Annotated in this window: 29 protein-coding genes; 22 read left to right on the plus strand and 7 right to left on the minus strand. The window is 71.4% G+C overall.

Translation table 11 applies throughout. The features are described from left to right. Window positions 1–158 precede the first annotated feature (158 nt). From ACN20J_RS39780 to ACN20J_RS39795, 4 genes are read left to right on the plus strand one after another with little or no spacing between them, the layout of a single operon-like run. On the plus strand, window positions 159–407 hold the full coding sequence (locus tag ACN20J_RS39780) for a DUF1049 domain-containing protein (protein WP_055617466.1): 249 nt from the start codon (window positions 159–161) through the stop codon (window positions 405–407). 21 nt (window positions 408–428) lie between these two features. Next, on the plus strand, window positions 429–974 hold the full coding sequence (locus ACN20J_RS39785; RefSeq protein WP_189840914.1) for a GNAT family N-acetyltransferase: 546 nt from the start codon (window positions 429–431) through the stop codon (window positions 972–974). 5 nt (window positions 975–979) lie between these two features. After that, window positions 980–1,879: an arginase family protein gene (locus ACN20J_RS39790; protein WP_419669039.1), complete on the plus strand. Its 900-nt coding sequence runs from the start codon at window positions 980–982 to the stop codon at window positions 1,877–1,879. Between the two features lie 40 nt (window positions 1,880–1,919). Continuing rightward, complete coding sequence (locus tag ACN20J_RS39795; protein ID WP_189840915.1) at window positions 1,920–3,905, plus strand: DUF5107 domain-containing protein; 1,986 nt, start codon at window positions 1,920–1,922, stop codon at window positions 3,903–3,905. Window positions 3,906–3,927: 22 nt separating this feature from the next. Here the strand turns inward: ACN20J_RS39795 and ACN20J_RS39800 are convergent, their stop codons facing one another. Beyond that, window positions 3,928–4,281 carry a VOC family protein gene (locus tag ACN20J_RS39800; protein WP_189840916.1) on the minus strand — a complete coding sequence of 118 codons (354 nt, stop codon included), beginning with the start codon at window positions 4,279–4,281 and terminating at the stop codon, window positions 3,928–3,930. Window positions 4,282–4,428: 147 nt separating this feature from the next. On the opposite strand from ACN20J_RS39800, the gene ACN20J_RS39805 reads away from it, so the two are divergent. The 14 genes from ACN20J_RS39805 (at window position 4,429) to ACN20J_RS39870 (ending at window position 15,172) form a co-directional block, all read left to right on the plus strand. Next, window positions 4,429–5,007: a phage holin family protein gene (locus tag ACN20J_RS39805; RefSeq protein WP_189840917.1), complete on the plus strand. Its 579-nt coding sequence runs from the start codon at window positions 4,429–4,431 to the stop codon at window positions 5,005–5,007. A gap of 291 nt (window positions 5,008–5,298) precedes the next feature. Beyond that, window positions 5,299–6,768 carry an NAD(P)/FAD-dependent oxidoreductase gene (locus ACN20J_RS39810; protein ID WP_419667793.1) on the plus strand — a complete coding sequence of 490 codons (1,470 nt, stop codon included), beginning with the start codon at window positions 5,299–5,301 and terminating at the stop codon, window positions 6,766–6,768. Beyond that, window positions 6,765–8,612, plus strand: a complete 1,848-nt coding sequence (locus tag ACN20J_RS39815; protein ID WP_419667794.1) for a transketolase — start codon at window positions 6,765–6,767, stop codon at window positions 8,610–8,612. The genes ACN20J_RS39810 and ACN20J_RS39815 overlap by 4 nt, the downstream gene beginning before the upstream one ends. A gap of 80 nt (window positions 8,613–8,692) precedes the next feature. Then, window positions 8,693–9,622, plus strand: coding sequence for a non-homologous end-joining DNA ligase (gene ligD / locus ACN20J_RS39820; protein WP_189840920.1), 930 nt, complete (start codon window positions 8,693–8,695; stop codon window positions 9,620–9,622). Between the two features lie 94 nt (window positions 9,623–9,716). Continuing rightward, complete coding sequence (locus ACN20J_RS39825) at window positions 9,717–10,073, plus strand: gas vesicle protein (protein ID WP_189840921.1); 357 nt, start codon at window positions 9,717–9,719, stop codon at window positions 10,071–10,073. A gap of 63 nt (window positions 10,074–10,136) precedes the next feature. Next, window positions 10,137–10,562, plus strand: a complete 426-nt coding sequence (locus ACN20J_RS39830) for a gas vesicle structural protein GvpA (protein WP_189840922.1) — start codon at window positions 10,137–10,139, stop codon at window positions 10,560–10,562. Continuing rightward, the gene (locus ACN20J_RS39835; protein WP_190227186.1) at window positions 10,559–11,308 is read left to right on the plus strand and encodes a GvpL/GvpF family gas vesicle protein; all 750 of its coding nucleotides are present in this window, start codon (window positions 10,559–10,561) and stop codon (window positions 11,306–11,308) included. Before ACN20J_RS39830 ends, ACN20J_RS39835 begins: the two co-directional genes overlap by 4 nt. Before the next feature lie 34 nt (window positions 11,309–11,342). Beyond that, window positions 11,343–11,609: a gas vesicle protein GvpG gene (locus ACN20J_RS39840; RefSeq protein ID WP_055615382.1), complete on the plus strand. Its 267-nt coding sequence runs from the start codon at window positions 11,343–11,345 to the stop codon at window positions 11,607–11,609. Beyond that, complete coding sequence (locus ACN20J_RS39845; protein WP_419667795.1) at window positions 11,606–12,331, plus strand: DNA primase; 726 nt, start codon at window positions 11,606–11,608, stop codon at window positions 12,329–12,331. Before ACN20J_RS39840 ends, ACN20J_RS39845 begins: the two co-directional genes overlap by 4 nt. After that, complete coding sequence (locus tag ACN20J_RS39850) at window positions 12,324–13,487, plus strand: SRPBCC family protein (RefSeq protein WP_362298045.1); 1,164 nt, start codon at window positions 12,324–12,326, stop codon at window positions 13,485–13,487. The genes ACN20J_RS39845 and ACN20J_RS39850 overlap by 8 nt, the downstream gene beginning before the upstream one ends. After that, on the plus strand, window positions 13,484–13,846 hold the full coding sequence (locus ACN20J_RS39855; protein ID WP_189840926.1) for a gas vesicle protein: 363 nt from the start codon (window positions 13,484–13,486) through the stop codon (window positions 13,844–13,846). Before ACN20J_RS39850 ends, ACN20J_RS39855 begins: the two co-directional genes overlap by 4 nt. Beyond that, window positions 13,843–14,670, plus strand: coding sequence for a GvpL/GvpF family gas vesicle protein (locus tag ACN20J_RS39860; RefSeq protein WP_190227189.1), 828 nt, complete (start codon window positions 13,843–13,845; stop codon window positions 14,668–14,670). Before ACN20J_RS39855 ends, ACN20J_RS39860 begins: the two co-directional genes overlap by 4 nt. Next, the gene (locus ACN20J_RS39865) at window positions 14,667–14,855 is read left to right on the plus strand and encodes a gas vesicle protein (protein WP_055615377.1); all 189 of its coding nucleotides are present in this window, start codon (window positions 14,667–14,669) and stop codon (window positions 14,853–14,855) included. The genes ACN20J_RS39860 and ACN20J_RS39865 overlap by 4 nt, the downstream gene beginning before the upstream one ends. Window positions 14,856–14,860: 5 nt before the next feature. Further along, complete coding sequence (locus tag ACN20J_RS39870) at window positions 14,861–15,172, plus strand: gas vesicle protein K (RefSeq protein WP_246574959.1); 312 nt, start codon at window positions 14,861–14,863, stop codon at window positions 15,170–15,172. Between the two features lie 32 nt (window positions 15,173–15,204). Here ACN20J_RS39870 and ACN20J_RS39875 read toward each other — a convergent pair whose 3' ends face one another. From ACN20J_RS39875 to ACN20J_RS39885, 3 genes are all read right to left on the minus strand, one after another. Then, window positions 15,205–15,375: a hydrophobic protein gene (locus ACN20J_RS39875; protein WP_189840928.1), complete on the minus strand. Its 171-nt coding sequence runs from the start codon at window positions 15,373–15,375 to the stop codon at window positions 15,205–15,207. 43 nt (window positions 15,376–15,418) lie between these two features. Next, entirely contained in the window at window positions 15,419–16,234 is an 816-nt protein-coding gene (locus ACN20J_RS39880) for a class I SAM-dependent methyltransferase (protein ID WP_419667796.1), read from the minus strand. 167 nt (window positions 16,235–16,401) lie between these two features. Beyond that, entirely contained in the window at window positions 16,402–17,895 is a 1,494-nt protein-coding gene (locus ACN20J_RS39885; protein WP_419667797.1) for a bifunctional phosphatase PAP2/diacylglycerol kinase family protein, read from the minus strand. 201 nt (window positions 17,896–18,096) lie between these two features. On the opposite strand from ACN20J_RS39885, the gene ACN20J_RS39890 reads away from it, so the two are divergent. Both ACN20J_RS39890 and ACN20J_RS39895 read left to right on the plus strand, forming a co-directional pair. Then, window positions 18,097–19,716 carry an ABC-F family ATP-binding cassette domain-containing protein gene (locus tag ACN20J_RS39890; RefSeq protein WP_419667798.1) on the plus strand — a complete coding sequence of 540 codons (1,620 nt, stop codon included), beginning with the start codon at window positions 18,097–18,099 and terminating at the stop codon, window positions 19,714–19,716. 130 nt (window positions 19,717–19,846) lie between these two features. Beyond that, window positions 19,847–20,083 (plus strand): DUF6158 family protein, encoded by a 237-nt coding sequence (locus ACN20J_RS39895; RefSeq protein WP_189840931.1) that lies wholly within the window; start codon window positions 19,847–19,849, stop codon window positions 20,081–20,083. Between the two features lie 92 nt (window positions 20,084–20,175). Here ACN20J_RS39895 and ACN20J_RS39900 read toward each other — a convergent pair whose 3' ends face one another. From ACN20J_RS39900 to ACN20J_RS39910, 3 genes are all read right to left on the minus strand, one after another. Further along, the gene (locus ACN20J_RS39900) at window positions 20,176–20,715 is read right to left on the minus strand and encodes a type 1 glutamine amidotransferase domain-containing protein (RefSeq protein ID WP_419667799.1); all 540 of its coding nucleotides are present in this window, start codon (window positions 20,713–20,715) and stop codon (window positions 20,176–20,178) included. A gap of 58 nt (window positions 20,716–20,773) precedes the next feature. Then, window positions 20,774–21,214: a CBS domain-containing protein gene (locus ACN20J_RS39905; RefSeq protein WP_189840933.1), complete on the minus strand. Its 441-nt coding sequence runs from the start codon at window positions 21,212–21,214 to the stop codon at window positions 20,774–20,776. 85 nt (window positions 21,215–21,299) lie between these two features. Next, window positions 21,300–21,719: a DUF2795 domain-containing protein gene (locus ACN20J_RS39910; RefSeq protein WP_419667800.1), complete on the minus strand. Its 420-nt coding sequence runs from the start codon at window positions 21,717–21,719 to the stop codon at window positions 21,300–21,302. A gap of 184 nt (window positions 21,720–21,903) precedes the next feature. Between ACN20J_RS39910 and ACN20J_RS39915 the strand changes: the two genes are divergently transcribed. Together ACN20J_RS39915 and ACN20J_RS39920 are read left to right on the plus strand one after the other, a co-directional pair. Then, complete coding sequence (locus tag ACN20J_RS39915) at window positions 21,904–22,068, plus strand: hypothetical protein (protein WP_189841045.1); 165 nt, start codon at window positions 21,904–21,906, stop codon at window positions 22,066–22,068. A gap of 188 nt (window positions 22,069–22,256) precedes the next feature. Continuing rightward, window positions 22,257–23,048 carry an RNA polymerase sigma factor SigF gene (locus ACN20J_RS39920; protein WP_190227193.1) on the plus strand — a complete coding sequence of 264 codons (792 nt, stop codon included), beginning with the start codon at window positions 22,257–22,259 and terminating at the stop codon, window positions 23,046–23,048. Window positions 23,049–23,093 lie beyond the last annotated feature (45 nt).

A 23,093-nucleotide genomic window follows, 5' to 3' on the forward strand; every position in this document is an offset into this window, starting at 1 on the left:
CTGACGCCGGTGAGGGCCGTGTCGTGATGCTGGAGACGCCGGTGACGGCCGTGAGGGCCATGACGGTCCGGCGGTCGAGTCACCCCTGTGGCCCCCCCGCCTCACCCGGAGGAACCTCTCACCGTGCGTGACCCCCGCTCCCCGCCCATCCTGGGCGCATGAGCCCGAAGACCTCGGAGAGCAGCGGTGGCGGCGGCAAGGCAGGCGGCGGGAACCTGATGACGCCCGGGCGGGTGTCCGTCATCGCGCTGGCCGTGCTCGCGCTGATCTTCATCTTCGAGAACACCCGAGCCACCAAGATCCGCCTGCTGATCCCCGAGGTCACCATGCCCCTGTGGATGGCACTGCTGGGCACGACGGTGATCGGCGCGCTGTGCGGGGCGTATTTCATGAAGCGCCGAAGCTGACCGGCCGCGTACCGTTGCGGGATGCATGGCGTTACCGAATACCTCGCCGAAGGCTCCCGTGTGGGCATACGTCACTACACCCACGAGGACGGCGCCGAGTTCGTCGCCCGGGCGCGCGAGAGCAAGGCGCTGCACCAGCCCTGGCTGTTCCCGCCGGCCAACGCGACCGCCTACGCCTCGTACGCGGGACGGCTCATCGAGGACCCGACGAAGGCCGGGTTCCTGGTCTGTGAGAGGGACGGCGGAGGGATCGCCGGGTTCATCAACATCAACAACATCGTCGAGGGCGCCTTCCAGTGCGGGGCGCTCGGCTACGGGGCCTTCGCGCACGCGGCCGGACGCGGGCTGATGGGGGAGGGGCTCGACCTGGTGGTGCGGTACGCGTTCGGCGGGCTCGGACTGCACCGGCTGGAGATCAACGTCCAGCCGGACAACGCCGCCTCGATCGCGCTGGCCCGCCGCTGCGGCTTCCGTCTCGAGGGCTTCTCGCCGGACTTCCTCTTCATCGACGGGGCCTGGCGCGACCACGAACGATGGGCCATCACCGCCGATATGATTCGAACATGAGTCCTATGCGGAATCTCGTCGTCCTGGACGCCCCGTCGAACCTCGGCCTTCGGCCACCGGCTCCGGGCACCGTCCCCGGCTGTTACAAGCTCGCCGGAGCCCTGCGCGAGCAGCGGATCGTGCAGCGGCTGCACGCCCTGGAGGGCGGGGTGGTCGTACCGCCGCGCTACGACCGGGGCGACTGGCAGGAGGGCGACGGCGTCTTCAACGCCGCGGCGATCGCCACCTACACCCGTACGCTCGCCGACCGCATCGAAGGGCACGTACGGGCCGGGGAGCTGCCCGTCGTCCTCGGCGGCGACTGCTCCATCCAGCTCGGCGCCTCGCTCGCGCTGCGGCGGATCGGCCGGTACGGGCTCGTGGCGGTCGACGCCTCCCACGACTTCCGGCACCCGGGCAACTCCGAGAGCGTCGGCGCGGCGGGCGGCGAGGGGGTGGCCCTGGCGACGGGGCGCGGGCAGGACGACCTGACGGACCTGGAGGGGCTGAAGCCCTATCTGCGGGACGAGGACGTGCGGTTCTTCGGCATCCGGGACGAGTTCGAGGAGGACCGGGCCGAACTCGCCGCGCTGAAGATCCCGACGGTGACCGTCGGCGATGTGCGCGAGTGGGGCGCCGACGCCCTGGCCCGGGCCACCGCCCAGGCCTTCGACGTGCCGGAACTGGACGGCTTCTGGGTGCACCTCGACGCCGACGTGCTCGACCCGTCCGTGATGCCCGCCGTCGACAGTCCCGACCCCGGCGGACTGCTGCCCGACGAACTCACCGCGCTGCTGCGGCCGTTGGTGAACTCCCCGCACTGCGTCGGCTTCAACGTCACCATCTACGACCCCGACCTGGACCCCGACGGAACCGCCGGAGCCCTGCTCGCCGACATCGTCGTCGCGGCCTTTGCGCAATCCTGACCGGGAGTGCCCCTGGTCGGCTCGCCGTCCACGCTGTTCCATGGTCGACGTGACGACCATCCGACGTGACGTACTGACGCTGCCGGCCGCGGAGTTGGGCCCCAGCAACCCACTCCCTCCGTTGCGTCCGCTCGACGAGACGCACCACGTGGACGAGCGGGAACGCGAGGGCCTGCCCCGCGACATGGCCCGCCAGATCGGCTACGAGCCGCTGCGCAGCCTCCTGCCCGAACGCGTCCGCGACGGATACGGCAGAACGCGGGCGCCCCGCGAGGTCGACGCGCTCGTCATCGAGAACGACCGGCTGAGCGCGACCGTGCTGCCCGGCTACGGCGGCCGTGTCGTGTCCCTCTTCCACAAGCCGTCCGACCGTGAACTCCTCTACCGAAACCCGGTGTTGCAGCCCGCCGACTTCGCGCTCAACGGCGCCTGGTTCTCCGGCGGCATCGAATGGAACATCGGCGCCACCGGCCACTCGACCCTCGCCTGCGCACCCCTGCACGCGGCCCGCGTCACCGCGCCCGACGGCGGCGAGATGCTGCGCCTGTGGGAGTGGGAACGGCTGCGCGACCTGCCGTTCCAGGTGGACCTGTGGCTGCCCGAGGGCTCCGACTTCCTGTACGTCGGCGTACGCGTCCGCAATCCCCACGAGAAGGCCGCGCCGCTGTACTGGTGGTCCAACACCGCCGTCCCCGAGGAGCGCAGGGTGCTCGCGCCCGCCGAGGAGGCCTGGCACTTCGGCTACGAGCGGCGGCTGCGCCGAGTGCCGGTTCCGGAGTGCGAGGGCGCCGACCGGACGTACCCGCTGCGAGGCGAGTACCCGGCCGACTACTTCTACGAGGTGCCCGACGGACAGCGGCGCTGGATCGCCGCCCTGGACGAGACGGGACAGGGACTCGTGCAGACGTCCACCGACGTGCTCCGCGGGCGCAAGCTCTTCGTGTGGGGGTCGGGCACCGGCGGCCGGCGCTGGCAGGAGTGGCTCACCGAGCCCGGCACCGGCGGCTACTGCGAGATCCAGGCAGGCCTCGCCCGCACCCAGTTGGAGCACCTCCGCCTCGACGCCGAGAGCGAGGTGGCGTGGCTGGAGGCGTACGGACCGCTGACCGCCGACGCGGAGACCGTGCACGGCACCGACTGGGCCGCGGCCCGCTCCGGAGTCGAGGAACGGCTCCAACAGGCCCTGCCACGCGGGGAGTTCGAGACGGCGTACGAGAACTGGCGGGCCTCCGCCGACACCGAACCCGGTGAGGTGCTGGCCGTCGGATCCGGCTGGGGCGCCCTCGAAGTCCTGCGCGGCGACCTCAAGTTGCCCGGCACGCCCTTCGAGGAGGACACGCTCGGGGACGCGCAGATGCCCTGGGCGGAGCTGCTCCGGTCCGGGGCCTTCCCAGAGCCGCGCCGGGTGGGACCGCCCGGGGAGACGCTCGTCGCCCGGCACTGGCGGGACATGCTGGAGACGGCACCCGCGAAGCCGCTCACCGAGTACCACCTGGGCGTCGCCCAGTGGCACGCCGACGACCGGGCACAGGCCGTACGCAGCTGGGAGCGGGCCCTGGAACTCGCCCCGTCCCTCTGGCCGTTGCTGCGCTGCCTCGCCGTCGCCGACCAGGACGCGGGCAACCGCGAACGGGCCGCCGACCGGTACGCGGAGGCCTTCGACGACCTGTGCCGGGAGCGGCGCGACGACGGGGAGGCCTGGACGGCCGCCACGGCCGCGCTCGGGCGGGAGGCCATCGCCGCGCTCCTCGCGGTACGGCGGACGGCGGACGCGCGCTCCGTCTGGGAGCGGCTGCGCCCGGCGACCCGCGAACGCGGCCGGTTCCGGCTGATCGAGGCGGAGTTGCTGCTCGCCGAGGGCGACAGGGACGCGGCACGCGCCGTCTTCGACGCGGGCTTCGAGGTGGCCGACCTGCGTGAGGGCGCCGAGGCGATCGGCCTGGCCTGGTCCCGCATCGCCGACGAACCGCTGCCGGAGCGCTACGACTTCCGGATGCGGCCGCCCGGCACCGACGGCGCGGGGTGACTCGGGCGTGGGCGCGGGCGGCCTACTCGGCCGCGCGGCGGTCCGCGTACTCGTAGATGTAGCCGTCCGGGTGCATCGCGATCAGGTTGCGGCCGCCCGGTGTCGCCACCGGGCCCGCAACGACGTGGGCACCCGAGTCGGTGAGCACCCGGTGGGCTTCGTCGACGTCCGTCACGGCGATGGTCGCCGAGACCTTGCGGAGCACCTCCAACTCCGACTCCGGTCCGCTCATCAACAAGAAGCAGCCGACGGCGGCGACGGAGACCCCGCCGCGCTCGAAGCGGAGCGCCGGAGCGCCCGCCAGCTTCTCGTAGAAGGGGACCGCAGTCTCCAGGTCGTCGACGCAGATGCGCAGCGTGGCTCCCAGAATGTCCATGCGGACGAGCCTAGTTGGGGCCGGCCGGGAACGAGATCGTTTCGTACGGATCCCGGGTCGCGGGCCGGGGTGGCCGGGGTCCTGCCGGGCGAACGGGCCCGGAGGCGCCCGGCGTTACGGGCGAAGGGGCGCGGGTACCCGGCCGCCATGGACCGCATCGAACACATGGAACATCTGGACAAACACCTGGTCGACGAACTGGCCCAGGTGGCCCGCGACGCCGTACGCGAGGAACTGCGGGAGCAGACCCTCAAGCAGCGCCGTACGGCCTCGCTGTACGCAGCCTCCGGCGCCGTCGCCCTGTACGCGGGCGCGGCCCTCGCGCTGACCGTCGGCCTCGTCCTCGCGCTCGGGCTGCCCGACTGGGTGGCCGCGCTGATCACCGCCGTCCTGCTCGGAGCCGGGGCCTACGCCCTGCGCAACGCGGCGAGGCCGACGGCACCCCGGCCCGCACCGACGCAGGCCGCCGAGGGAAGCACCGCCGCCGAGGGACGGACCGAAGCAGGACGGACCGCCGCGGCGCAGGCCGCCGAGGAGCAGAGTGCGCGGGTCGCCGCGAGCACGGCTCCCGGCACGCCGCCCGGCGGGCTCGCCGGGCCCTCCGCCCCGCCGATTCCGCCCGTCGCCCCCGGCGGCGTCAGCGCGGCGCCCGGACCCTCCGGTGCGGGCACGCCCCCGGTAGCGGGCGCGACGGATCCCGAAGGGCCGCATCACCCGGCCCGGTGAACCCACGGAAGCGTACCGAACCGGTGCGCCTCCGTCGCGTGGGATGCGGTGACGGGCCGCGCCCAGGACAATCGGGGGAAGACACCGTCCGCGGATCCGCACGGCCGGAACCGAGCACGAACGAGCCCGAACGAGTCGGAACGAGCCCGAACGAGCCCCATCGGTTCCGCCGGGTTTCCGGTGTCCCCGGCGCCCGGCGCGTACCGCCGTCGCGCGGGGACCTCGACGTTTGGGCGTCCCGGCCGGGGGGACGCGGAAGGCCCCGAAGGATGACTCCGCCGGAGGCGCCCCATGAGCCGACCTCGTGTCGTGATCGTCGGAGCAGGATTCGCCGGGTACCAGACGGCGCGCACCCTCTCCCGGCTGACCCGGAACAAGGCCGACATCGTCCTGCTGAACCCCACGGACTACTTTCTCTACCTTCCCCTGCTGCCCCAGGTCGCCGCCGGTGTCCTGGAGCCGCGCCGCGTCACCGTCTCGCTGACGGGCACCCTGCCGGGCGTGCGGCTGGTGCTGGGCGAGGCCGACGACATCGACCTCGAAGCGCGGACCGTGCACTACACCGGCCCCGAGGGCGACGGAGGCACCCTGTCGTACGACCGGCTCGTCCTGGCCGTCGGCAGCGTCAACAAACTGCTGCCCGTGCCCGGTGTCGCCGAGCACGCGCACGGCTTCCGGGGGCTGCCCGAGGCGCTGTACCTGCGTGACCACGTGACCCGGCAGATCGAACTCGCCGCCTCCGCGGACGACTTCAAGGACTGTTCCGCGCGCTGCACCTTCGTGGTGGTCGGCGCGGGATACACCGGTTCCGAAGTCGCCGCGCAGGGGCAGCTGTTCACCGACCAGCTGGTGCGCAGGAAGCCGCTCAGGGAGGGGCTCCGGCCGCGGTGGCTGCTCCTCGACATCGCCCCGCGCGTGCTGCCCGAACTCGACGAACGGCTGTCGAGCACAGCCGACCGAGTGCTGCGCCAGCGCGGTGTCGACGTGCGCACCGGGACGTCCGTCGAGGAGGCAACGTCGACCGGAGTGCGGCTGAGCGACGGGGAGTTCGTCGACACCCGGACCCTTGTGTGGTGCGTGGGCGTGCGGCCCGATCCGCTGGTGGCAGGGGTCGGGCGGCCGATGGAGCGCGGCCGGCTGCTCGTCGACCCGTACCTCCAAGTGCCGGGCCACCCCGAGGTGTTCGCCTGCGGTGACGCGGCAGCCGTGCCCGATCTGGAGAAGCCCGGGGAGTACACGGCGATGACCGCGCAGCACGCCTGGCGGCACGGCAAGGTCGCGGGCCACAACGTCGCCGCCTCGTTCGGCATCGGCACCCGGCGTGTCTACCGCCACCGCGACCTGGGCTTCGTCGTCGACCTCGGCGGGGTGAAGGCCGCCGCCAACCCGCTCGGCATCCCGCTGTCCGGGCCGCTCGCCGGAGTCGTCACCCGCGGCTACCACCTCGCCGCGATGCCCGGCAACCGCGTCCGGGTCGCCGCCGACTGGCTCCTGGACGCCGTACTCCCGCGCCAGGGCGTCCAGTTGGGCCTGGTCCGCTCCTGGTCGGTACCGCTGGAGTCCGCTTCACCGGAGCTGGCGAGGGTGGCGGGCGGCCCGGAGAAGCGAGCCGCTGTCGCCGCGTCCGCGGCCAAGACGTCCGCCGTACGAGACCCGGGCAACCGCCCGGCCCCCACATCCGACGACCACGCGGTCCCGGATCCGAACAAGCCTGCCGCCCCTGCCCCTGCCCCCGTACGCCCTGTCGAAGGAGAGTCATGAAAACCCGTCAACTCACCGAACTGGGGCAGCAGTTGCGAGTGGACAGTGTCCGCGCCGCCGACGCGGCGGGATCCGGGCATCCCACGTCCTCGATGTCCGCCGCCGACCTGCTGGCGGTCCTGTTCGCCAACCATCTGCGCTACGACTTCGACCGCCCCGCCCACCCCGGCAACGACCGCTTCATCCTGTCCAAGGGACATGCCTCGCCGCTGATGTACGCCGCGTACAAGGCGGCCGGGGCGATCAACGACACCGAGCTGATGACGTTCCGCAGGCTCGGCAGCCGGCTCGAAGGGCATCCGACACCGCGCCGGCTGCCGTGGGTCGAGACGGCCACCGGATCGCTCGGGCAGGGTCTGCCCGTCGGCGTGGGCATCGCGCTGTCCGGCAAGCGGCTCGACCGGGTCGGCTACCGGGTGTGGGTGCTGTGCGGCGACAGCGAGCTGGCCGAGGGCTCCGTCTGGGAGGCGGCCGAGCACGCCGGATACGAGCACCTCGACAACCTCACCGCGATCGTGGACGTCAACCGGCTCGGCCAGCGCGGCCCCACCCGGCACGGCCACGACCTCGACGCGTACGCCCGCCGCTTCCAGGCCTTCGGCTGGCACACCGTCGAGGTCGACGGCCATGACGTGGACGCGATCGACCGCGCGTACCGCGAGGCGGTCGCCACCGTCGGACAGCCGACCGCGATCATCGCCCGCACCCTCAAGGGCAAGGGCGTCGCGTCCGTCCAGGACCGCGAGGGTCTGCACGGCAAGCCGCTGCCCGACGCCGAAGAGGCGATCGCGGAACTCGGCGGGGTGCGCGACCTGCGCGTCGAGGTCCGGCAGCCGCCCGCCGCCCGCATGCTCCACGCCGTACGCGCCGGGCACCTGGAACTGCCGCGCTACGAGACGGGTGACGCGGTCGCCACCCGCAACGCCTACGGGCAGGCGCTCGCCGCGCTGGGCACCGCGCGCGGAGACGTCGTCGCCCTCGACGGCGAGGTGAGCGACTCGACGCGCGCCGAGTTCTTCGCGAAGGAGCACCCCGACCGGTTCTTCGAGTGCTACATCGCCGAACAGCAGCTGGTCGCGGCGGCCGTGGGGCTCGCCGCGCGCGGCTGGGTGCCGTACGTGTCGACCTTCGCCGCCTTCCTCACGCGCGCCCACGACTTCGTCCGGATGGCGTCCGTGAGTGGGGCGGGCATCAACCTCGTCGGCTCCCACGCGGGCGTCGCGATCGGGCAGGACGGGCCCTCGCAGATGGGTCTCGAGGACCTGGCGATGTTCCGGGCGGTGCACGGCTCGACCGTGCTCTATCCGTGCGACGGCAACCAGACCGCCAAGCTCGTCGCCGAGATGGCGGGCTGCGAGGGCGTCCGCTATCTGCGCACCTCGCGCGGTGAGATGCCGGTCCTGTACGGCCCCAACGAGGAGTTCCCGGTCGGGGGCAGCAAGGTGCTGCGGGCCTCCCCGCAGGACCGGCTCACCGTCGTCGCCGCCGGAGTGACCGTGCACGAGGCGCTGAAGGCCGCGGACGTGCTGGCCGCCGACGGTATCTCCGTGCAGGTCATCGACCTGTACTCGGTCAAGCCCGTCGACCGCCGGGCCCTGCGCGAGGCCGCCGAGCGCACCGGCTGCCTGCTCACCGTGGAGGACCACCACGAGGAGGGCGGCCTCGGCGACGCGGTCCTCGACGCCTTCCTCGACGGGCGCCCCGTGCCCCGGCTGGTCCGGCTCGCGGTGCGCACCATGCCCGGCTCGGCCTCGCCCGAGGAGCAGCTGCACGACGCCGGCATCGACGCCGAGTCGATCGCGGCCTCGGCGAAGCTGCTGGTGGAGAACGCCATCGTGCGATAGCCCGTGCCGCCGCCCGGTACGTACGGGACTCGGGACGTGGGACTCGGGGACACGGACACGGACGTCCGGAAGGAGTGACCATGGCCGGCACATGGTCCGTACGGGCCGGGCGGCGGACCGTCGAGGTCCACCGGCCCGACAAGGTGCTGTTCCCCGGCGACGGGTCGGCGAAGGAGTACACGAAGGCCGACCTGGTCGCGTACTACCGGGAGGTCGCCCCGTACATGCTGCCGCACCTGCGGGGACGGCCGCTGATGCTGGAGCGGTACCCGGACGGGCTCGGTGGGCCCCGGTTCATGCAGAAGAACGTCCAGGACCACGACCCGGAGTGGATCAGGCGGGTCGAGGTGGCCAAGGAGGGCGGCACGGTCGTCCACCCCGTGTGCGACGACACCGCGACCCTGGTCTACCTCGCGGACAAGGCCTGTCTGACCCTGCACCGATGGCTGTCGCGGATCTCGCCGGACGGCCGGGTCGACCGTCCCGACCGGCTGGTCTTCGACCTGGACCCCTCCGGCGACGACTTCGAGCCGGTGCGCGAGGCGGCCCGGCTGGTCGGCGAACTGCTCGACGAAATCCGGCTGCCGTCCGCCCTGATGACCACCGGGTCCCGCGGACTGCACGTCGTCGTACCGCTCGACGGACGGCACGACTTCGACGAGGTACGCGAGTTCGCCAAGGCAGTCGCCGACACCCTCACCGAGGCACACCCCGAGCGGCTCACCACCGCCGCCCGCAAGAAGGACCGCGGCGACCGCCTCTACCTGGACATCCAGCGCAACGCCTACGCCCAGACCTCGGTCGCCCCCTTCAGCGTCCGCGCCAAGCCGGGCGCCCCGGTCGCGACACCCCTCACCTGGGAACAACTCGACGACCCCGGACTCGGCCCGCGCCGCTGGACCGTCGCCGACGCCGTCGAGCAGGCCCGCACCAATCCCTGGGAGGGGCTGCTGCGCAGAGGGCGCGCGCTCGGTCCGGCCCGGCGCCGGCTGAACGCGCTGCGCGGCTGAGGTCCGTACCGGCCGGGGACGAACAACCGGCCGAGGAACGTACCGTTGGAGGTTTGGCCAACGTCCGCCTGGCCACTCGGAGTCCGAGGTGGCCATGTCGAACACATCCAACACATCAGGTTCACAGAGTTCATCGAACTCATCCAAGAGCAAGGCGACAAACACGGCGGACGAGGACGTACCGAGCCCCATGGAGGTGCTGCGCAACGCGCGCGCCCAGCTCTCGGAGCTGACCGGAATGGTGGCCGAGTCCGTCTCGTCCTTCGAACGCACCGAGGACGGCTGGACGTTGCAGATCGAGGTCCTGGAACTGCTCAGGGTCCCCGACACGATGAGCCTGCTCGCCAGTTACGAGGCGACCTGCGACCTCCAGGGCGAGCTCACCGGCTATCGGCGTGTCCGCCGTTACGAACGCGGGAGGTCCGACTCCAACAGGCCCGGCGGCCGGTAGGCCACGGCCCCTTTCTCCCGCTTCGCTCACACACCCGACAACAGACAAGGAGGCGCGGTCGGCATGACCGTTGTCCCGGCACAACAGAGTGGCGGTGGAGGCGGCAGCAGCGGCCTCTACGACGTCCTGGAACTCGTCCTGGACCGAGGGATCGTCATCGACGCCTTCATCCGGGTCTCCGTCATCGGTATCGAGATCCTGAAGATCGACGTGCGTGTCGTCATCGCCAGCGTCGACACGTATCTGCGCTTCGCGGAGGCGTGCAACCGGCTCGACCTGGAGGCCGGATCCAAGAGCAGCCCCGGACTCCCCGACCTGGTCGGCGAGATCACCGAGTCCGGCGCGCGAGGCAAGTCGAAGGGGGCGCTGTCCGGCGCCGCCGAGACGATCTCCGGTGCCTTCAAGGAGGCCCGCGAGGACGGCCAGGCCGAGTCCAGGCCGCGCGCCCGCAAGTCCACCGCGGCACGCCGGAAGGAGGAGCAGGAGTGAGTACGTACGTCTACGGCATCACGACCGGATCGCATCCCTCGCTCCCCGACGGCATGGAAGGCGTCGGCGAGCCGGCCCGGCAGGTGCGCATCATCAAGGAGGGCGACCTCGCCGCGGTCGTCAGCGACGCGCCCGAAGGGCTGCGGCCCAAGCGCAGGGACCTGCTCGCCCACCAGAACGTGCTGGCCGAGACCGGCGCGGCCGCCTCGGTGCTGCCCATGCGGTTCGGCAGCGTCTCACCGGACGACGAGGCCGTGGCCAGCGTGCTCGCCGAGCGCGCCGACCACTTCAAGGAGCGCCTGGAGGCGCTGTCGGGCAAGGTCGAGTACAACGTCAAGGCCACCCACGACGAAGAGGCCGTACTGCACCGGGTGATGTCCGAGAACCCGGAGGTCCGGTCGCTCACCGAGGCCAACCGGCAGGCGGGCGGCGGAAGTTACGACGACAAGCTGCGGCTCGGCGAGGTGGTGGTCGCCGCCGTGCAGCACCGCGAGGTGGAGGACGCCGCCGAACTTCAGCGCGCCCTGGAACCGGTTGCCGCCGCGGTGAGCGTCGGACCGGAGTCCACCGGGTGGCTGGCCAACCTGTCGTTCCTCGTGGAGCGCGCGTCGGCCGAGGACTTCATCGCCGCGGTCGAAGAGGTCCGCAAGGCGCAACCGCATCTGGAGGTGCGGCTCCATGGGCCGCTGCCGCCCTACAGCTTCGTCGAACCCGGGCCGTCCGAGCCCGCCGAGACACACCACTGAGAGCCCAGAGAGCCGAGACAGAGGAGCCGAGGACATGGGGCTGATCGGAGAGGTCCTGATGCTGCCGTTCGCCCCCGTTCGCGGCAGCCTCTGGGCCATGCAACAGGTAGTGGCGGAGGCAGAGCGCCAGTACTACGACCCGGCGGCGGTCCGCGCCGAACTGGCTCGCCTCGAGCAGCGCCTTGAGGCCGGCGAGATCGACGACGCGGAGTTCGACCGACTGGAAGACGAGCTTCTGGACAGGCTGGAGATCGCCATGACCAGGGGCACCGGAACAGGCAACAACGGGACGACACGATGAATCGACTGGGACTGGGCCTCGCTGTAGGGGCCGGATACGTCCTCGGGCGTACCAAGAAGATGAAACTCGCGTTCGCGATCGGCACGATGGTGGCCGGCAAACGGATGCACCTGAGCCCGCGGGCGCTCGCGGACCTGGTGTCCGGGCAGCTGCAGAACAACCCGCAGTTCAAGGAGATCGGGGACCAACTGCGCGAAGACCTGCGAGGCGTGGGCAAGGCCGCCTCCGGAGCTCTCGTCGAGCGGCAGATCGAGGGTCTCGCCGACCGGCTGCACGGACGCACCGCACAGGTACGGGACCAGCTCTCGGGCGTGGTTCCGGATGTGCCCGGCGTCGGCGGCAAGGCGCGCGGCGACCGGGAGGACGAGCCCGAGGACGAGTACGAGTACGAGGACTCCGACGAGTACGACGAACGCGACCCGGACGTCTCGGACTCCGAGGACGACGACGTCGCGGAGCGGGAGTCCGCCGAAGACGCCGAGAGCGCCGAGGACGAGGAACGGCCACGGCCGCGTAAGAGGGCCCCGGCCAAGAAGGCCGCGAAGAAGGCGCCCGCCAAGAAGGCCGCCGAGAAGCGGAGCCCCCGCAAGGAGGCCCCGGCCAGGAAGACGGCGGCCAGGGCCGCGAAGAAGGCTCCCGCGAAGAAGACGGCCGCGGCGAAGACCGCCGGGCGCAGCGCCTCGCGGGGCCGGCTGCCGAGGGGAGGCGGAGACAATGACTGACACCCTCGGATCCGCGACCAAGCACGCGACCAAGCACGCGAAGGACAACCCGGTCACCTCGGTCGCCCAGAGCGCGGCGGCCGACCGGCTCAAGGCGGAGGTCCAGGCGTATCTGGGCGCCCAGGCGCAGAAGCTGCTGGTCGGCGTCGGGCACAAGCTCGGTGCGACGACGGGCAAGCTCAACGACATCGCCGAGGGCAACAGCCCGGGCTTCGCCAAGCTGGCCCTCGACGGTGGCCGCAAGCTGGCCGAGGGCAAGGGGCCGCTGAGGTCCGCCGTGGAACTCGGCGCGGGCCGGGCCAAGGACAGCGTCGTCGGCGCGTTCAAGAACCTGACCGGCGGCAAGGGCAAGCGCAAGGGCGGCGCGGGCAAGAAGCCCACGGTCATCCTCGAGTACGTCGACGTCGGCGTGCCGCTGCGTACGGCCTACGACCAGTGGACCCAGTTCCAGGACTTCAGCACCTTCGCGAAGGGCGTCAAGAGCGCGAACCGCGGCGACGACACCACCTCCGACTGGCAGATGAAGATCTTCTGGTCCAACCGGAGCTGGAAGGCGAAGACCACCGACCAGGTGCCCGACGACCGCATCTCCTGGACGTCCGAGGGCGCCAAGGGCACGACGAAGGGTGTCGTCTCCTTCCACTCCCTCGCCGAGAACCTCACCCGGGTCCTGCTGATCGTCGAGTACTACCCCAAGGGCCTGTTCGAGAAGACCGGCAACATCTGGCGCGCCCAGGGCCGCAGGGTCCGGCTCGACCTCAAGAACTTCGCCCGCTTCATCACGCTCAAGGGCGAGGCGAGCGACAGCTGGCGCGGCGAGATCCGCGACGGCGAAGTGGTCGTCACCCACGAGGACGCGCTCGCGGAGGAAGAGGAGGAGGCCGAGGACACCGAGGCGTCCGACGAGCTCGACGACGGCGAGGAGACGGAAGCCGCCGACGAGACCGAGGCGGCCGACGAGACCGACGAACTCGACGAGGACGAGGAGATCCCCGAGGACGAGGAGGCTCCGGAGGGCGAGTACGAGGAGGAGGACGAGGAGGCGTACGACGACGAGCACGACGAGCACGACGTGTACGCCGAGGACGAGGAAGTGCCCGAGGACGAAGTGGACGAAGAGGAGGCCGAGGCCGCCGAGCCCCGGAGCCGCCGATGACCACGGCCCAGCGCTTCCCCGACGCCTACGGCCAGCAGGGCAGCAGTGCCAACCTCGCCGACATCCTCGAACGGGTGCTCGACAAGGGCATCGTGATCGCGGGCGACATCCGCATCAACCTGCTCGACATCGAGCTGGTCACCATCAAACTGAGGCTCATCGTGTGCTCCGTCGACAAGGCGAAGGAGATGGGCATCGACTGGTGGGAGTCCGACCCGGAGCTGTCCTCGAACGCGCGCCGCAACGAACTCTCACGGGAGAACGCCGAACTGCGCGCGCACGTCGCCGAACTGGAACGCGGTCGTGAGGCCGCCCCGGTGCGCGAGCGCGAACCCACGGAGGAGGAAGCTCAGGGATGAGTGGTCTGCGCTACGTCTACGCCGTCTGCCGCCCCTTCGGCACACCGCTGTCGGCCCAGCTGACGGGCGTCGCGGGTGTCCCGCCCAAGCAGTTGACCCACCACGGCCTGGTCGCCGTGGTGGGTCATGTGCCGGAGGAGGACTTCGCCGAGGGGCCATTGCGGGCCCATCTGGAGGACCTGGACTGGCTCAGTGCGACCGCGCGGGCGCACCAGAACGTGATCGACGCGCTCACCGTCGTCACCTCGCCGCTGCCGCTCCGGCTCGCGACCGTGTTCCTGGACGACAGCGGCGTCCGCACGATGATGGAACAGCGTGAGGAGGCCTTCCTGCGGACGCTCGACCGGCTCGACGGGCGCGTCGAATGGGGAGTGAAGGTCTACGCGGAGTCCCCGGAGTCTCCGGAACCGTCTGGACCCTCGGGATCCCCGGAAACTTCCGGGAGCACGGAATCCTCCGGGAATCCGGATTCCCGGCCGGCGCCCTCTCCCGTCAAACCCGTTTCGGGGCGCGACTATCTGCGGCAGCGGCGCGGTCAGCGCAGGGCGCACGAGGAGAAATGGGAACAGGCCGAGGAATTCTCGCGCAGGCTGCACGAAACCCTTTCCGGGTACGCGGAGGAAACCCGGATCCACGCGCCGCAGAACGCGGCACTCTCCCAGGCGCCCGGCCGGAACGTGCTCAACGCCGCCTATCTGGTGCCGCGTTCGGAATCCGAGGCGTTCGTGGAACTGGTGGACCGTACGAAGGACGACTCTCCCGGACTGCGTGTCGAACTCACCGGGCCGTGGGCGGCCTACTCGTTCAGCGGGGAGGACTCGTGACCGTCGTGGAACGCCGGGAGATAGCTCTCGTCGACCTGCTCGACCGGCTGCTCGCGGGCGGGGTCGTCATCAGCGGCGACCTCACGCTGCGGATCGCGGACGTCGATCTCGTACGCATCGACCTGAACGCGCTCATCAGCTCGGTCAACGAACAAGTCCCCTCGCCCTGGGGGGAGTTGGAGTGAGCGACTTGAGTGACTTGAGCGGCGACACCGCCGGGAAGGCCCCGCGGAATCGGCTGGACCTCGATCCGGACACCGTGGAGAAGGACCTGGTCAAACTGGTGCTGACCGTGGTCGAGCTGCTGCGGCAGCTGATGGAGCGGCAGGCGCTGCGCCGGTTCGACACGGGGGACCTCACGGAGGACCAGGAGGAGCGGATCGGTCTCACGCTGATGCTCCTGGACGACCGTATGGCCGAACTGCGCGACCGATACGGGTTGCGGCCCGAGGACCTGAATCTGGACCTCGGGCCGCTCGGACCGCTACTGCCAAGGGAGTAGAACCACCGGTGGTTACGGAAATACCGGTGGAACTACCAGCGATACCAGCGGCCCCTGGAACCGCTCGCGCTCGTGCCGCGCACCAGGAATCCCAGTAGCCACAGCACGATAACTATCAGTGCGATCCACCAGAGAATTTTCACCGCGAAGCCGGCGCCGAAAAGGATGAGCGCCAGAAGCAGTACCAGCAGGATGGGAACCATAGTTTATTACCTCCTACTGGCCGGGTTTCCCGGATCAAGGAAATCAGGCCGGTTTCCGGCAGAGAATTTCTCCGTGCAGGACGGAGAACCAGGCGTCCTCCTGCCGGCCCCAGTCCCGCCATGCCTCCGAGACCGCGTTCAGCTGCTCCGCCGTCGCGTGGCCGCCCTCCGTGGCGCGGTCCGCGTACGCGGAGGCGACCGTACGGTCCGCCCACAGGCCGCTCCACCAGGCGCGCTCCTCGGCGGTGGCGTAGCACCAGGTGCTCGACGAGCTGGTGATGTCGGTGAAGCCGACCGTCAGCGCCCAGGATCTCAGCCGCCGCCCGGCGTCCGGCTCGCCGCCGTTCGCGCGGGCCACGCGCCGGTAGAGGTCCAGCCAGTCGTCCATGCCCTGTGACAGCGGGTACCAGGTCATCGCCGCGTAGTCCGAGTCCCGGACGGCCACGAATCCGCCCGGTTTCGTGACCCGGTACATCTCGCGCAGCGCCTGCACCGGGTCGCCCACGTGCTGCAGCACCTGGTGCGCGTGGACGACGCAGAAGGTGTCGTCCGGATACTCCAGCGCGTGCACGTCCGCGACCGCGAACTCGACGTTCCCCAGGCCCCGTTCGGCCGCCGTGGCCCTGGCCTGGTCCAGGATGCCCGGCGCGTGGTCGACGGCGGTGACGTGCCCGTCCGGGACCAGTTCCGCCAGGTCGGCGGTGATGGTCCCGGGCCCGCAGCCGATGTCCAGGATCTTCATGTGCGGCTTCAGCGAGGGGAGGAGGTAGGCCGCCGAGTTCACGGCTGTGCGCCAGGTGTGCGAGCGCAGCACGGACTCGTGGTGGCCGTGCGTGTAGACGGCGGTCTCCTTCGACATGGCGTCCCCATTCCCTCGTAACCCTCGTACCGGGCCTGCGGAGCTGCTCCGCGAGCGATACGTGTCACCGTACGCCGCCATGTCGAATGTTGAGACCCGTGTCTTGAGATATGGACTGGGTGACGGATGGTGGAAATGGTGGATGACGGGAAACGGGTGGCGGGTGGTCAGCGTCGCTGCTGGAGCGGGCGGTACACCGTCAAAGCCTCCGGGAGCTTCCGCAGTGTCACCTCGCCCTCCACGGTGGTGACCTCGCCGTCGTACGCCAGCAGGGTGCCGGGCTCGACGCCCTCCACGCGGAGCGCGCCGACGCGGACCGCCGCGTGCGCGGGGGAGCGGGTGAGCGGCCCGGCGACGGCCGCGGCGAGGAGGCGTACGGCAGGGAAGCGGCCTCCGTGCACGACCCGGACGTCCAGGCGGCCGTCCGCGAGGTCGTAGCGGCGGGCCGGCACCGGACCCATCCGGTGGTACGTGCCGTTTCCGGCGAACAGGAGCCACAACGGGTGCTCCTTGCCGCCGAGTTCGGCCTTCAGGGGGTGCCGGTCGGCGCGCAGCACGCGCAGGGTCGCGACCACTCCGGCCGGCCAGCCGCCGATCCGCTTCGACCAGCGGTCCCGCTCGCGCACCAGCTCCGGATAGACGCCGAGGCTGCACGTGTTGAGGAAGTAGCCCTCCGTGCCGTCGGCGGAGAACAGGCCCACGTCGACCCGTACGGCGTCGCCTTCCTGCAGGGCCTGGCTCAGATCGCGTACGTCCTCCACGCCCAGGTCCTGCGCGAAGTGGTTGAGCGTGCCGCCGGGCAGCACGGCGAGCGGGAGGCGGTGGCGCAGGGCCACCGTGGCGGCGGCGTTCACGGTGCCGTCGCCGCCGCAGACGCCCAGCACCTCGGCGCGGGCCGCCGCCTTCTCCAACTCGGCCCGCAGATCGGCCGGTTCGCACTCCACGAGCTCGGCGCGCGGCAGTGCGTCGCCGAGGGCGCGGACGCGGTCCGAGCTGCCCGCCGCCTTGTTGACCACCATGACCAGGCCCTCGCCGTCGGGCAGCGCGGGCGCGTCCGCGCGCGGACGGCCGGGCGGGGGCAGCTGGTCGCGGGTCGGCACCAGTCCGCGCACGGCGAAGGCGGCGCCCACCCCGAACGCCGCCCCGACGAGCACGTCGCTCGGGAAGTGCGCGCCCGTGTAGATACGGGAGAGGGCCACCGCGGCGGCCACCGGGGCCACCACCGCGCCCAGGGGACGGGACTCAAGGGCGACACCGGTCGCGAAGGCCGCCGCCGACGCCGAGTGCCCCGACGGGAACGAGGTGGTGATCGGCTGGCGCTTCAGCTGCCGGACCCTCGGTACCGAGTCCAGCAGGGGGCGCGGGCGGCGCACCGAGCGCTTGCCGAGGGTGTTGATCGTGGCCGAGGCCAGGGCCAGCGAGGCGACACCGCGGACGGCCGCGCGGCGGGCCCGCGGCGAACGCGTCGCCGCGAGCGCCGCCGCCGTGCCGAACCACAGCAGGCCGTGGTTCGCACTGCGGCTCAGCTTCGGCAGCAGCGGGTCGGCGCCCGGCCAGTGCCGGGCCGCCACGGCCTCGAAGATACGGAAGTCGAGGGCCAGCAGCCGGTCGCGCAGGGCGTGGCCGGGTGCGGTGACGGTGAGATCCAGGTCTGCGGTCATGCACCATCGTGTACCCAGACAGGGCTCTGCCGCGCATGCCGGTTCGACGAGATCAGGTTGTGTGACCTGTCCGTCCTCCGGCCGCCGCGACGGTCCGCCGCTCCGTCCGCCGCTTCGACCGCGGCTCCGGTCGGCCGCTCGGTCCGCCGGTCACGTAACCCGTTTGCCGCGCGCCCCGCCCACCCCGGACAATGCCCAACCATGGGACATCTGGAAGCCGCGCACCTGGAGTACTACCTTCCCGACGGGAGGGCGCTGCTCGGCGATGTGTCGTTCCGGGTGGGCGAAGGGGCCGCGGTCGCGCTGGTCGGGCCCAACGGAGCCGGGAAGACGACACTGCTGCGGCTGATCTCCGGCGAGCTGAAGCCGCACGCCGGCACCGTCACGGTGAGCGGCGGGCTCGGCGTGATGCGCCAGTTCGTGGGATCCGTACGGGACGAGTCGACCGTACGGGACCTGCTCGTGTCGGTCGCCCAGCCGCGGATCCGCGAGGCCGCCGAGGCCGTCGACCGCGCCGAGCACCTCATCATGACCGTCGACGACGAGGCCGCGCAGATGAGCTACGCGCAGGCGCTCTCCGACTGGGCGGAGGTACAGGGGTACGAGGCCGAGACCCTCTGGGACATGTGCACCACGGCCGCGCTCGGCATCCCGTACGACAAGGCGCAGTTCCGCGAGGTGCGCACGCTCTCCGGCGGTGAGCAGAAGCGGCTCGTCCTGGAGGCGCTGCTGCGCGGCACCGACGAGGTGCTGCTGCTCGACGAGCCGGACAACTACCTCGACGTCCCCGGCAAGCGCTGGCTGGAGGAGCGGCTGCGGGAGACCCGCAAGACGGTCCTGTTCGTCTCCCACGACCGGGAGCTGCTCGCCCGCTCCGCCGAGAAGATCGTGAGCGTCGAGCCCGGGCCCGCCGGCGCCGACGCCTGGGTGCACGGCGGCGGCTTCGACACGTACCACGAGGCACGCCGGGAGCGCTTCGCGCGCTTCGAGGAGCTGCGGCGGCGCTGGGACGAGAAGCACGCCCAGCTGAAGAAGCTGGTGCTCAACCTGCGGCAGGCGGCCTCCATCAGCCATGAGCTGGCCTCCCGCTACCAGGCCGCGCAGACCAGGCTCCGCAAGTTCGAGGAGGCGGGACCGCCGCCCGAGCCGCCGCGAGAGCAGGACATCACCATGCGCCTGCACGGCGGCCGTACCGGGGTACGGGCCGTGACCTGCAAGGGCCTCGAACTCACCGGGCTGATGAAACCCTTCGACCTGGAGGTCTTCTACGGCGAGCGGGTCGCCGTGCTCGGCTCGAACGGCTCCGGCAAGTCGCACTTCCTGCGGCTCCTCGCGGGCGGCGACGTCACGCACACGGGGGAGTGGAAGCTCGGCGCGCGTGTCGTGCCGGGCCACTTCGCGCAGACCCACGCCCACCCCGAGCTGGAGGGGCGCACGCTGCTCGACATCCTGTGGTCCGAGCACTCCCAGGACCGCGGGGCCGCCGCGTCCCGGCTGCGGCGCTACGAGCTGACCGCCCAGGCCGAGCAGCGCTTCGACCGGCTCTCCGGCGGGCAGCAGGCCCGCGTCCAGATCCTCCTCCTGGAGCTGGAGGGCTGTACGGCGCTGCTTCTGGACGAGCCCACGGACAACCTCGACCTGGAGTCGGCCGAGGCGCTCCAGGAGGGGCTGGAGGCCTTCCAGGGCACGGTTCTCGCGGTCACGCACGACCGCTGGTTCGCTCGTTCGTTCGATCGGTATCTGGTGTTCGGCAGTGATGGGCGCGTGCGGGAGTCGGCGGAGCCGGTGTGGGACGAGCGGCGGGTGGAGCGGGTTCGCTAGGCGACTGGGGGGTCGTTCGTTGTCTGCGGGTCGGATGGGGCCGGTCGCGCAGTTCCCCGCGCCCCTTTGGGGCGCGCTGTGGCCCGGGTGTTCGTAGTGTGGAGAGAGACACGACGATCGGGGTAGCGCCATGACCGGAGTCGACCCGGGCAGCCTGGACGATCAGCAGCTGATGAAAGAGCTGGAGACGATCCACCGCACCCGCCACGACACGCTGCTGCACGGCTCGAACGACGCGCTGCGCACGCACAACGTCCGGATGGCGGAACTGGAGGGCGAGTATCTCCGCCGGAACCCGCGCCGCCCGGTCGCCCTGGGCCGGACGCGGGCGGGCGCGCGGGAGCGGCATCCGGACGCGAGCAGGTGACGCCTGCGGCCGGCCTTGCTGAGAGATGGCGGCCTCGCTGAAAGGGTGCCGTCCCTGCTGAACGAGCGTCGGCCCTGCTCTACGGGCCGTGGTCAGCGCCGTTTCAGGAACTCCGGCAGGAACGCCTCGGAGAAGGCCTTGAGGTCGTCCGGTCTGCGGCTGGTGACGAGTGTCGCGGGTCCGGCCTCGCAGACGACCACCTGTTCGTCGACCCACGTGCCGCCCGCGTTGCGGATGTCCGTACGCAGGCTCGGCCACGAGGTGAGGGTGCGGCCGCGGACCACGTCGGCCTCGATGAGCGTCCACGGGGCATGACAGATCGCGGCGACCGGACGGCCCTGCTCGAAGAAGTCCCGGACGAACGACACGGCCTGCTCGTCCATGCGCAGCGCGTCCGGATTGGCCACGCCGCCCGGCAGCACCAGACCGGCGAAGGAGTCGGCCGAAGCGTCGCCCACCACCTCCTGCACAGGGAACACGTCCGCCTTGTCGAGGTGGTCGTACGCCTGGATCCGCCCCGGCCTCGTCGACAGCAGCACGGGTTCGCCGCCCGCGTCGTGTACGGCGTGCCAGGGGTCGGTGAGTTCGATCTGCTCGACGCCCTCCGGCGCCATCAGGAACGCGATGCGCATGGGTCTTCCACTTCCTTTCCGGTCGCGGGATTTGTGCAGGTCACGTGGTCTGTTCGGGTCACGCGTGGGCCCTGCCCGGGTGGCCGTCCGGGGCGGCGCGGCTGATCTCCGCCAGGGCCGAGTCCGGGTTCTCGGAGATGGCCAGGTCGCCCAGGCTGACCATGCCGACCGCCCGGCCGTTCTCGACGACCGGGAGCCGGCGCACGGCGTGGTCGCGCATCAGCGCGACCGCCGCCGCCACTCCGTCGTCCGGGCCCACCACGACCGGATCGGGCGTGCACACGGACTGCGCGCTCACCGTCAGCGGATCGACACCGTTGGCGACCGCGCGCAGCGCGATGTCGCGGTCGGTCAGGACGCCGATGAGAGCGTGGTCGCCCGCCACCAGGACATCGCCGATGTCCTGGGCCCGCATGAGCTGGGCGGCTTCGACGAGCGAGGCGTCCGGGCGGACCGAGACGACGCCTGGCGTCATGACTTCCCTTACGAAAACAGCCATGGCTGTGGGCCTTTCCTGCGCTCCCCGGCGAAGGGGTACGGCTACGTCGGCCTGATGTCGCCCGCAGTACCCCTGGGACGGCCGGCTAAGCGTCCGGCGCGCGCTCTTCGGGCGCCTCGGCCCCGCTCTCCGCGGAGCGCACGACGGCCTCGGCCAGTTCCTGCACGTTCGCGTAGCGCGCGCCGCCCGGCAGCGGCTCCAGCGCTTCGACGAGCGCGTCCGGCGCGTACTGGGCCCGCAGGACGCCGCTCAGCTCACGGGGACCCGCGGGGAACGACGTACGTCCCAGGTGGCGCGCCAGATCCAGGCGGACGGCGGCCACCGAGCCCCGGTCCGAGCCAGGAGTCACCGGGCCGCCGGCGACCGGCGGATCGTCGTCGGCGATCGGCTCCGGATCGTGCCACTCTTCCACCCGCGTCGGACGGCCGGACCTCAGCAGGCCCTGCAGTTCGTGCTTCATCCCCTCGTCCCGGTGGACGCTGAGGCGGTTGCTGCCTCGCTCCATGTGTCCCTCCAGATGTTCGCGGTGGAGCCTCGCGTACCCGTCTCCCGAACATCGACACGGACGGTTTGCACCGGGGGTTTGCAGTGGCGCGGGCACCGGCCTGTGCGCAGGAGGTTTGTCCGCCCGCGACCTGGAGACCCGGTCTCCGCCCTCCACTGCGATCCCCTCGGGGAAGGACAGGACCATGGCGGTGCTCGCTGTGATCATTCCGGTCCTGATGCTCGGCGTCGTCCTGGCACTCGGCCGCTACGAGGAATGGCTGCTCCCGAACGAGGACTGGCCGCTGCCGGTTCCGCCCGCGCCCGCCCGGTCGCCCGGCGCGACCGACGGCGCCACGCTGAGCCACTGAGCCACTGACTGAGCCGGGCAAGTCGCGTTTGCCCGGGGAGTCGAGGGGCAGGCGAAGACACAGTGCTTCGGACAGGAGGCACGTCCGTGGGAGCGGTGTATCCCACCACGGGTGTGCCCGTCCGGCTCGGGGTGCGCTCCCACGGTGACCGCCCGACCAAGGCACCCCTCAAGGGAGTTGCACGCACCATGCGAACTCACGCGAGCGCCAAGCACCCACATGACGACGCCCCGGACACCGCGGAGGACTTCCGCAGGCTCGCTTCGTTGCCTCCGGGCCCGCTGCGCGAATCTCTCCGAGAACAGATCATCGAGGCCTGGCTGCCCATGGCGAACCGCCTGGCAGGCCGTTTCCGCAACCGTGGCGAGAGCTACGACGACCTGCGGCAGGTCGCGGCCATGGGCCTGGTCAAGGCCGTCGACCGCTACGACCCCGAACTCGGCAACGCCTTCGAGAGCTACGCCGTACCGACCATCACGGGTGAGGTCAAGCGGCACTTCCGTGACCATATGTGGACCCTGCACGTGCCGCGCCGGGTCCAGGACCTGCGCAACCGCGTCCGCTTCGCCGGCCAGGACCTCTCCCAGACCATCCCGGGCCGCCGGCCCACGGTCGCCGAGATCGCCGAGCACGCGCAGATGAGCGAAGAGGACGTACGCGCCGGTCTGGAGGCCCTGGAGAGCTTCACCGCGCTCTCACTGGACGCCGAACTCCCGGGCAGCGAGGACGGATACTCGCTGAGCGACGCGCTCGGCTCGGCCGATCCGGCGCTGGACGTCGTCATCGACCGTGAGGCGGTCAAGCCGCGGCTGCAGGCGCTGCCCGAGCGTGAACGGGCCATCCTCTACATGCGGTTCTTCGCGGACATGACGCAGAGTCGGATCGCGGAGCAGCTCGGGATCTCGCAGATGCATGTCTCCCGGCTGATCAGCCGGTGTTGCAGCCGGTTGCGGGAGCAGGTTCTGCAAGACGCCGCGTAGGCCTCCGGCGGTTTGGGGGGCCTACGTGCGGGGTGTGGATGGGTG

The sequence above is a fragment of the Streptomyces sp. 2-1 genome (genome assembly GCF_048564895.1).
Taxonomy (GTDB): Bacteria; Actinomycetota; Actinomycetes; order Streptomycetales; family Streptomycetaceae; genus Streptomyces; species Streptomyces phaeochromogenes.

What these genes read in the sequence shown, in the direction of transcription:
- ACN20J_RS39780 (WP_055617466.1), top strand. Translation starts at nt 159, where the DNA reads ATGAGCCCGAAGACCTCGGAGAGCAGCGGTGGCGGCGGCAAGGCAGGC.
- ACN20J_RS39785 (WP_189840914.1), top strand. Translation starts at nt 429, where the DNA reads ATGCATGGCGTTACCGAATACCTCGCCGAAGGCTCCCGTGTGGGCATA.
- ACN20J_RS39790 (WP_419669039.1), top strand. Translation starts at nt 980, where the DNA reads ATGCGGAATCTCGTCGTCCTGGACGCCCCGTCGAACCTCGGCCTTCGG.
- ACN20J_RS39795 (WP_189840915.1), top strand. Translation starts at nt 1,920, where the DNA reads ATGGTCGACGTGACGACCATCCGACGTGACGTACTGACGCTGCCGGCC.
- ACN20J_RS39800 (WP_189840916.1), bottom strand. Translation starts at nt 4,281, where the DNA reads ATGGACATTCTGGGAGCCACGCTGCGCATCTGCGTCGACGACCTGGAG.
- ACN20J_RS39805 (WP_189840917.1), top strand. Translation starts at nt 4,429, where the DNA reads ATGGACCGCATCGAACACATGGAACATCTGGACAAACACCTGGTCGAC.
- ACN20J_RS39810 (WP_419667793.1), top strand. Translation starts at nt 5,299, where the DNA reads ATGAGCCGACCTCGTGTCGTGATCGTCGGAGCAGGATTCGCCGGGTAC.
- ACN20J_RS39815 (WP_419667794.1), top strand. Translation starts at nt 6,765, where the DNA reads ATGAAAACCCGTCAACTCACCGAACTGGGGCAGCAGTTGCGAGTGGAC.
- ligD (WP_189840920.1), top strand. Translation starts at nt 8,693, where the DNA reads ATGGCCGGCACATGGTCCGTACGGGCCGGGCGGCGGACCGTCGAGGTC.
- ACN20J_RS39825 (WP_189840921.1), top strand. Translation starts at nt 9,717, where the DNA reads ATGTCGAACACATCCAACACATCAGGTTCACAGAGTTCATCGAACTCA.
- ACN20J_RS39830 (WP_189840922.1), top strand. Translation starts at nt 10,137, where the DNA reads ATGACCGTTGTCCCGGCACAACAGAGTGGCGGTGGAGGCGGCAGCAGC.
- ACN20J_RS39840 (WP_055615382.1), top strand. Translation starts at nt 11,343, where the DNA reads ATGGGGCTGATCGGAGAGGTCCTGATGCTGCCGTTCGCCCCCGTTCGC.
- ACN20J_RS39845 (WP_419667795.1), top strand. Translation starts at nt 11,606, where the DNA reads ATGAATCGACTGGGACTGGGCCTCGCTGTAGGGGCCGGATACGTCCTC.
- ACN20J_RS39850 (WP_362298045.1), top strand. Translation starts at nt 12,324, where the DNA reads ATGACTGACACCCTCGGATCCGCGACCAAGCACGCGACCAAGCACGCG.
- ACN20J_RS39855 (WP_189840926.1), top strand. Translation starts at nt 13,484, where the DNA reads ATGACCACGGCCCAGCGCTTCCCCGACGCCTACGGCCAGCAGGGCAGC.
- ACN20J_RS39860 (WP_190227189.1), top strand. Translation starts at nt 13,843, where the DNA reads ATGAGTGGTCTGCGCTACGTCTACGCCGTCTGCCGCCCCTTCGGCACA.
- ACN20J_RS39875 (WP_189840928.1), bottom strand. Translation starts at nt 15,375, where the DNA reads ATGGTTCCCATCCTGCTGGTACTGCTTCTGGCGCTCATCCTTTTCGGC.
- ACN20J_RS39880 (WP_419667796.1), bottom strand. Translation starts at nt 16,234, where the DNA reads ATGTCGAAGGAGACCGCCGTCTACACGCACGGCCACCACGAGTCCGTG.
- ACN20J_RS39885 (WP_419667797.1), bottom strand. Translation starts at nt 17,895, where the DNA reads ATGACCGCAGACCTGGATCTCACCGTCACCGCACCCGGCCACGCCCTG.
- ACN20J_RS39890 (WP_419667798.1), top strand. Translation starts at nt 18,097, where the DNA reads ATGGGACATCTGGAAGCCGCGCACCTGGAGTACTACCTTCCCGACGGG.
- ACN20J_RS39895 (WP_189840931.1), top strand. Translation starts at nt 19,847, where the DNA reads ATGACCGGAGTCGACCCGGGCAGCCTGGACGATCAGCAGCTGATGAAA.
- ACN20J_RS39900 (WP_419667799.1), bottom strand. Translation starts at nt 20,715, where the DNA reads ATGCGCATCGCGTTCCTGATGGCGCCGGAGGGCGTCGAGCAGATCGAA.
- ACN20J_RS39905 (WP_189840933.1), bottom strand. Translation starts at nt 21,214, where the DNA reads ATGGCTGTTTTCGTAAGGGAAGTCATGACGCCAGGCGTCGTCTCGGTC.
- ACN20J_RS39910 (WP_419667800.1), bottom strand. Translation starts at nt 21,719, where the DNA reads ATGGAGCGAGGCAGCAACCGCCTCAGCGTCCACCGGGACGAGGGGATG.
- ACN20J_RS39915 (WP_189841045.1), top strand. Translation starts at nt 21,904, where the DNA reads ATGGCGGTGCTCGCTGTGATCATTCCGGTCCTGATGCTCGGCGTCGTC.
- ACN20J_RS39920 (WP_190227193.1), top strand. Translation starts at nt 22,257, where the DNA reads ATGCGAACTCACGCGAGCGCCAAGCACCCACATGACGACGCCCCGGAC.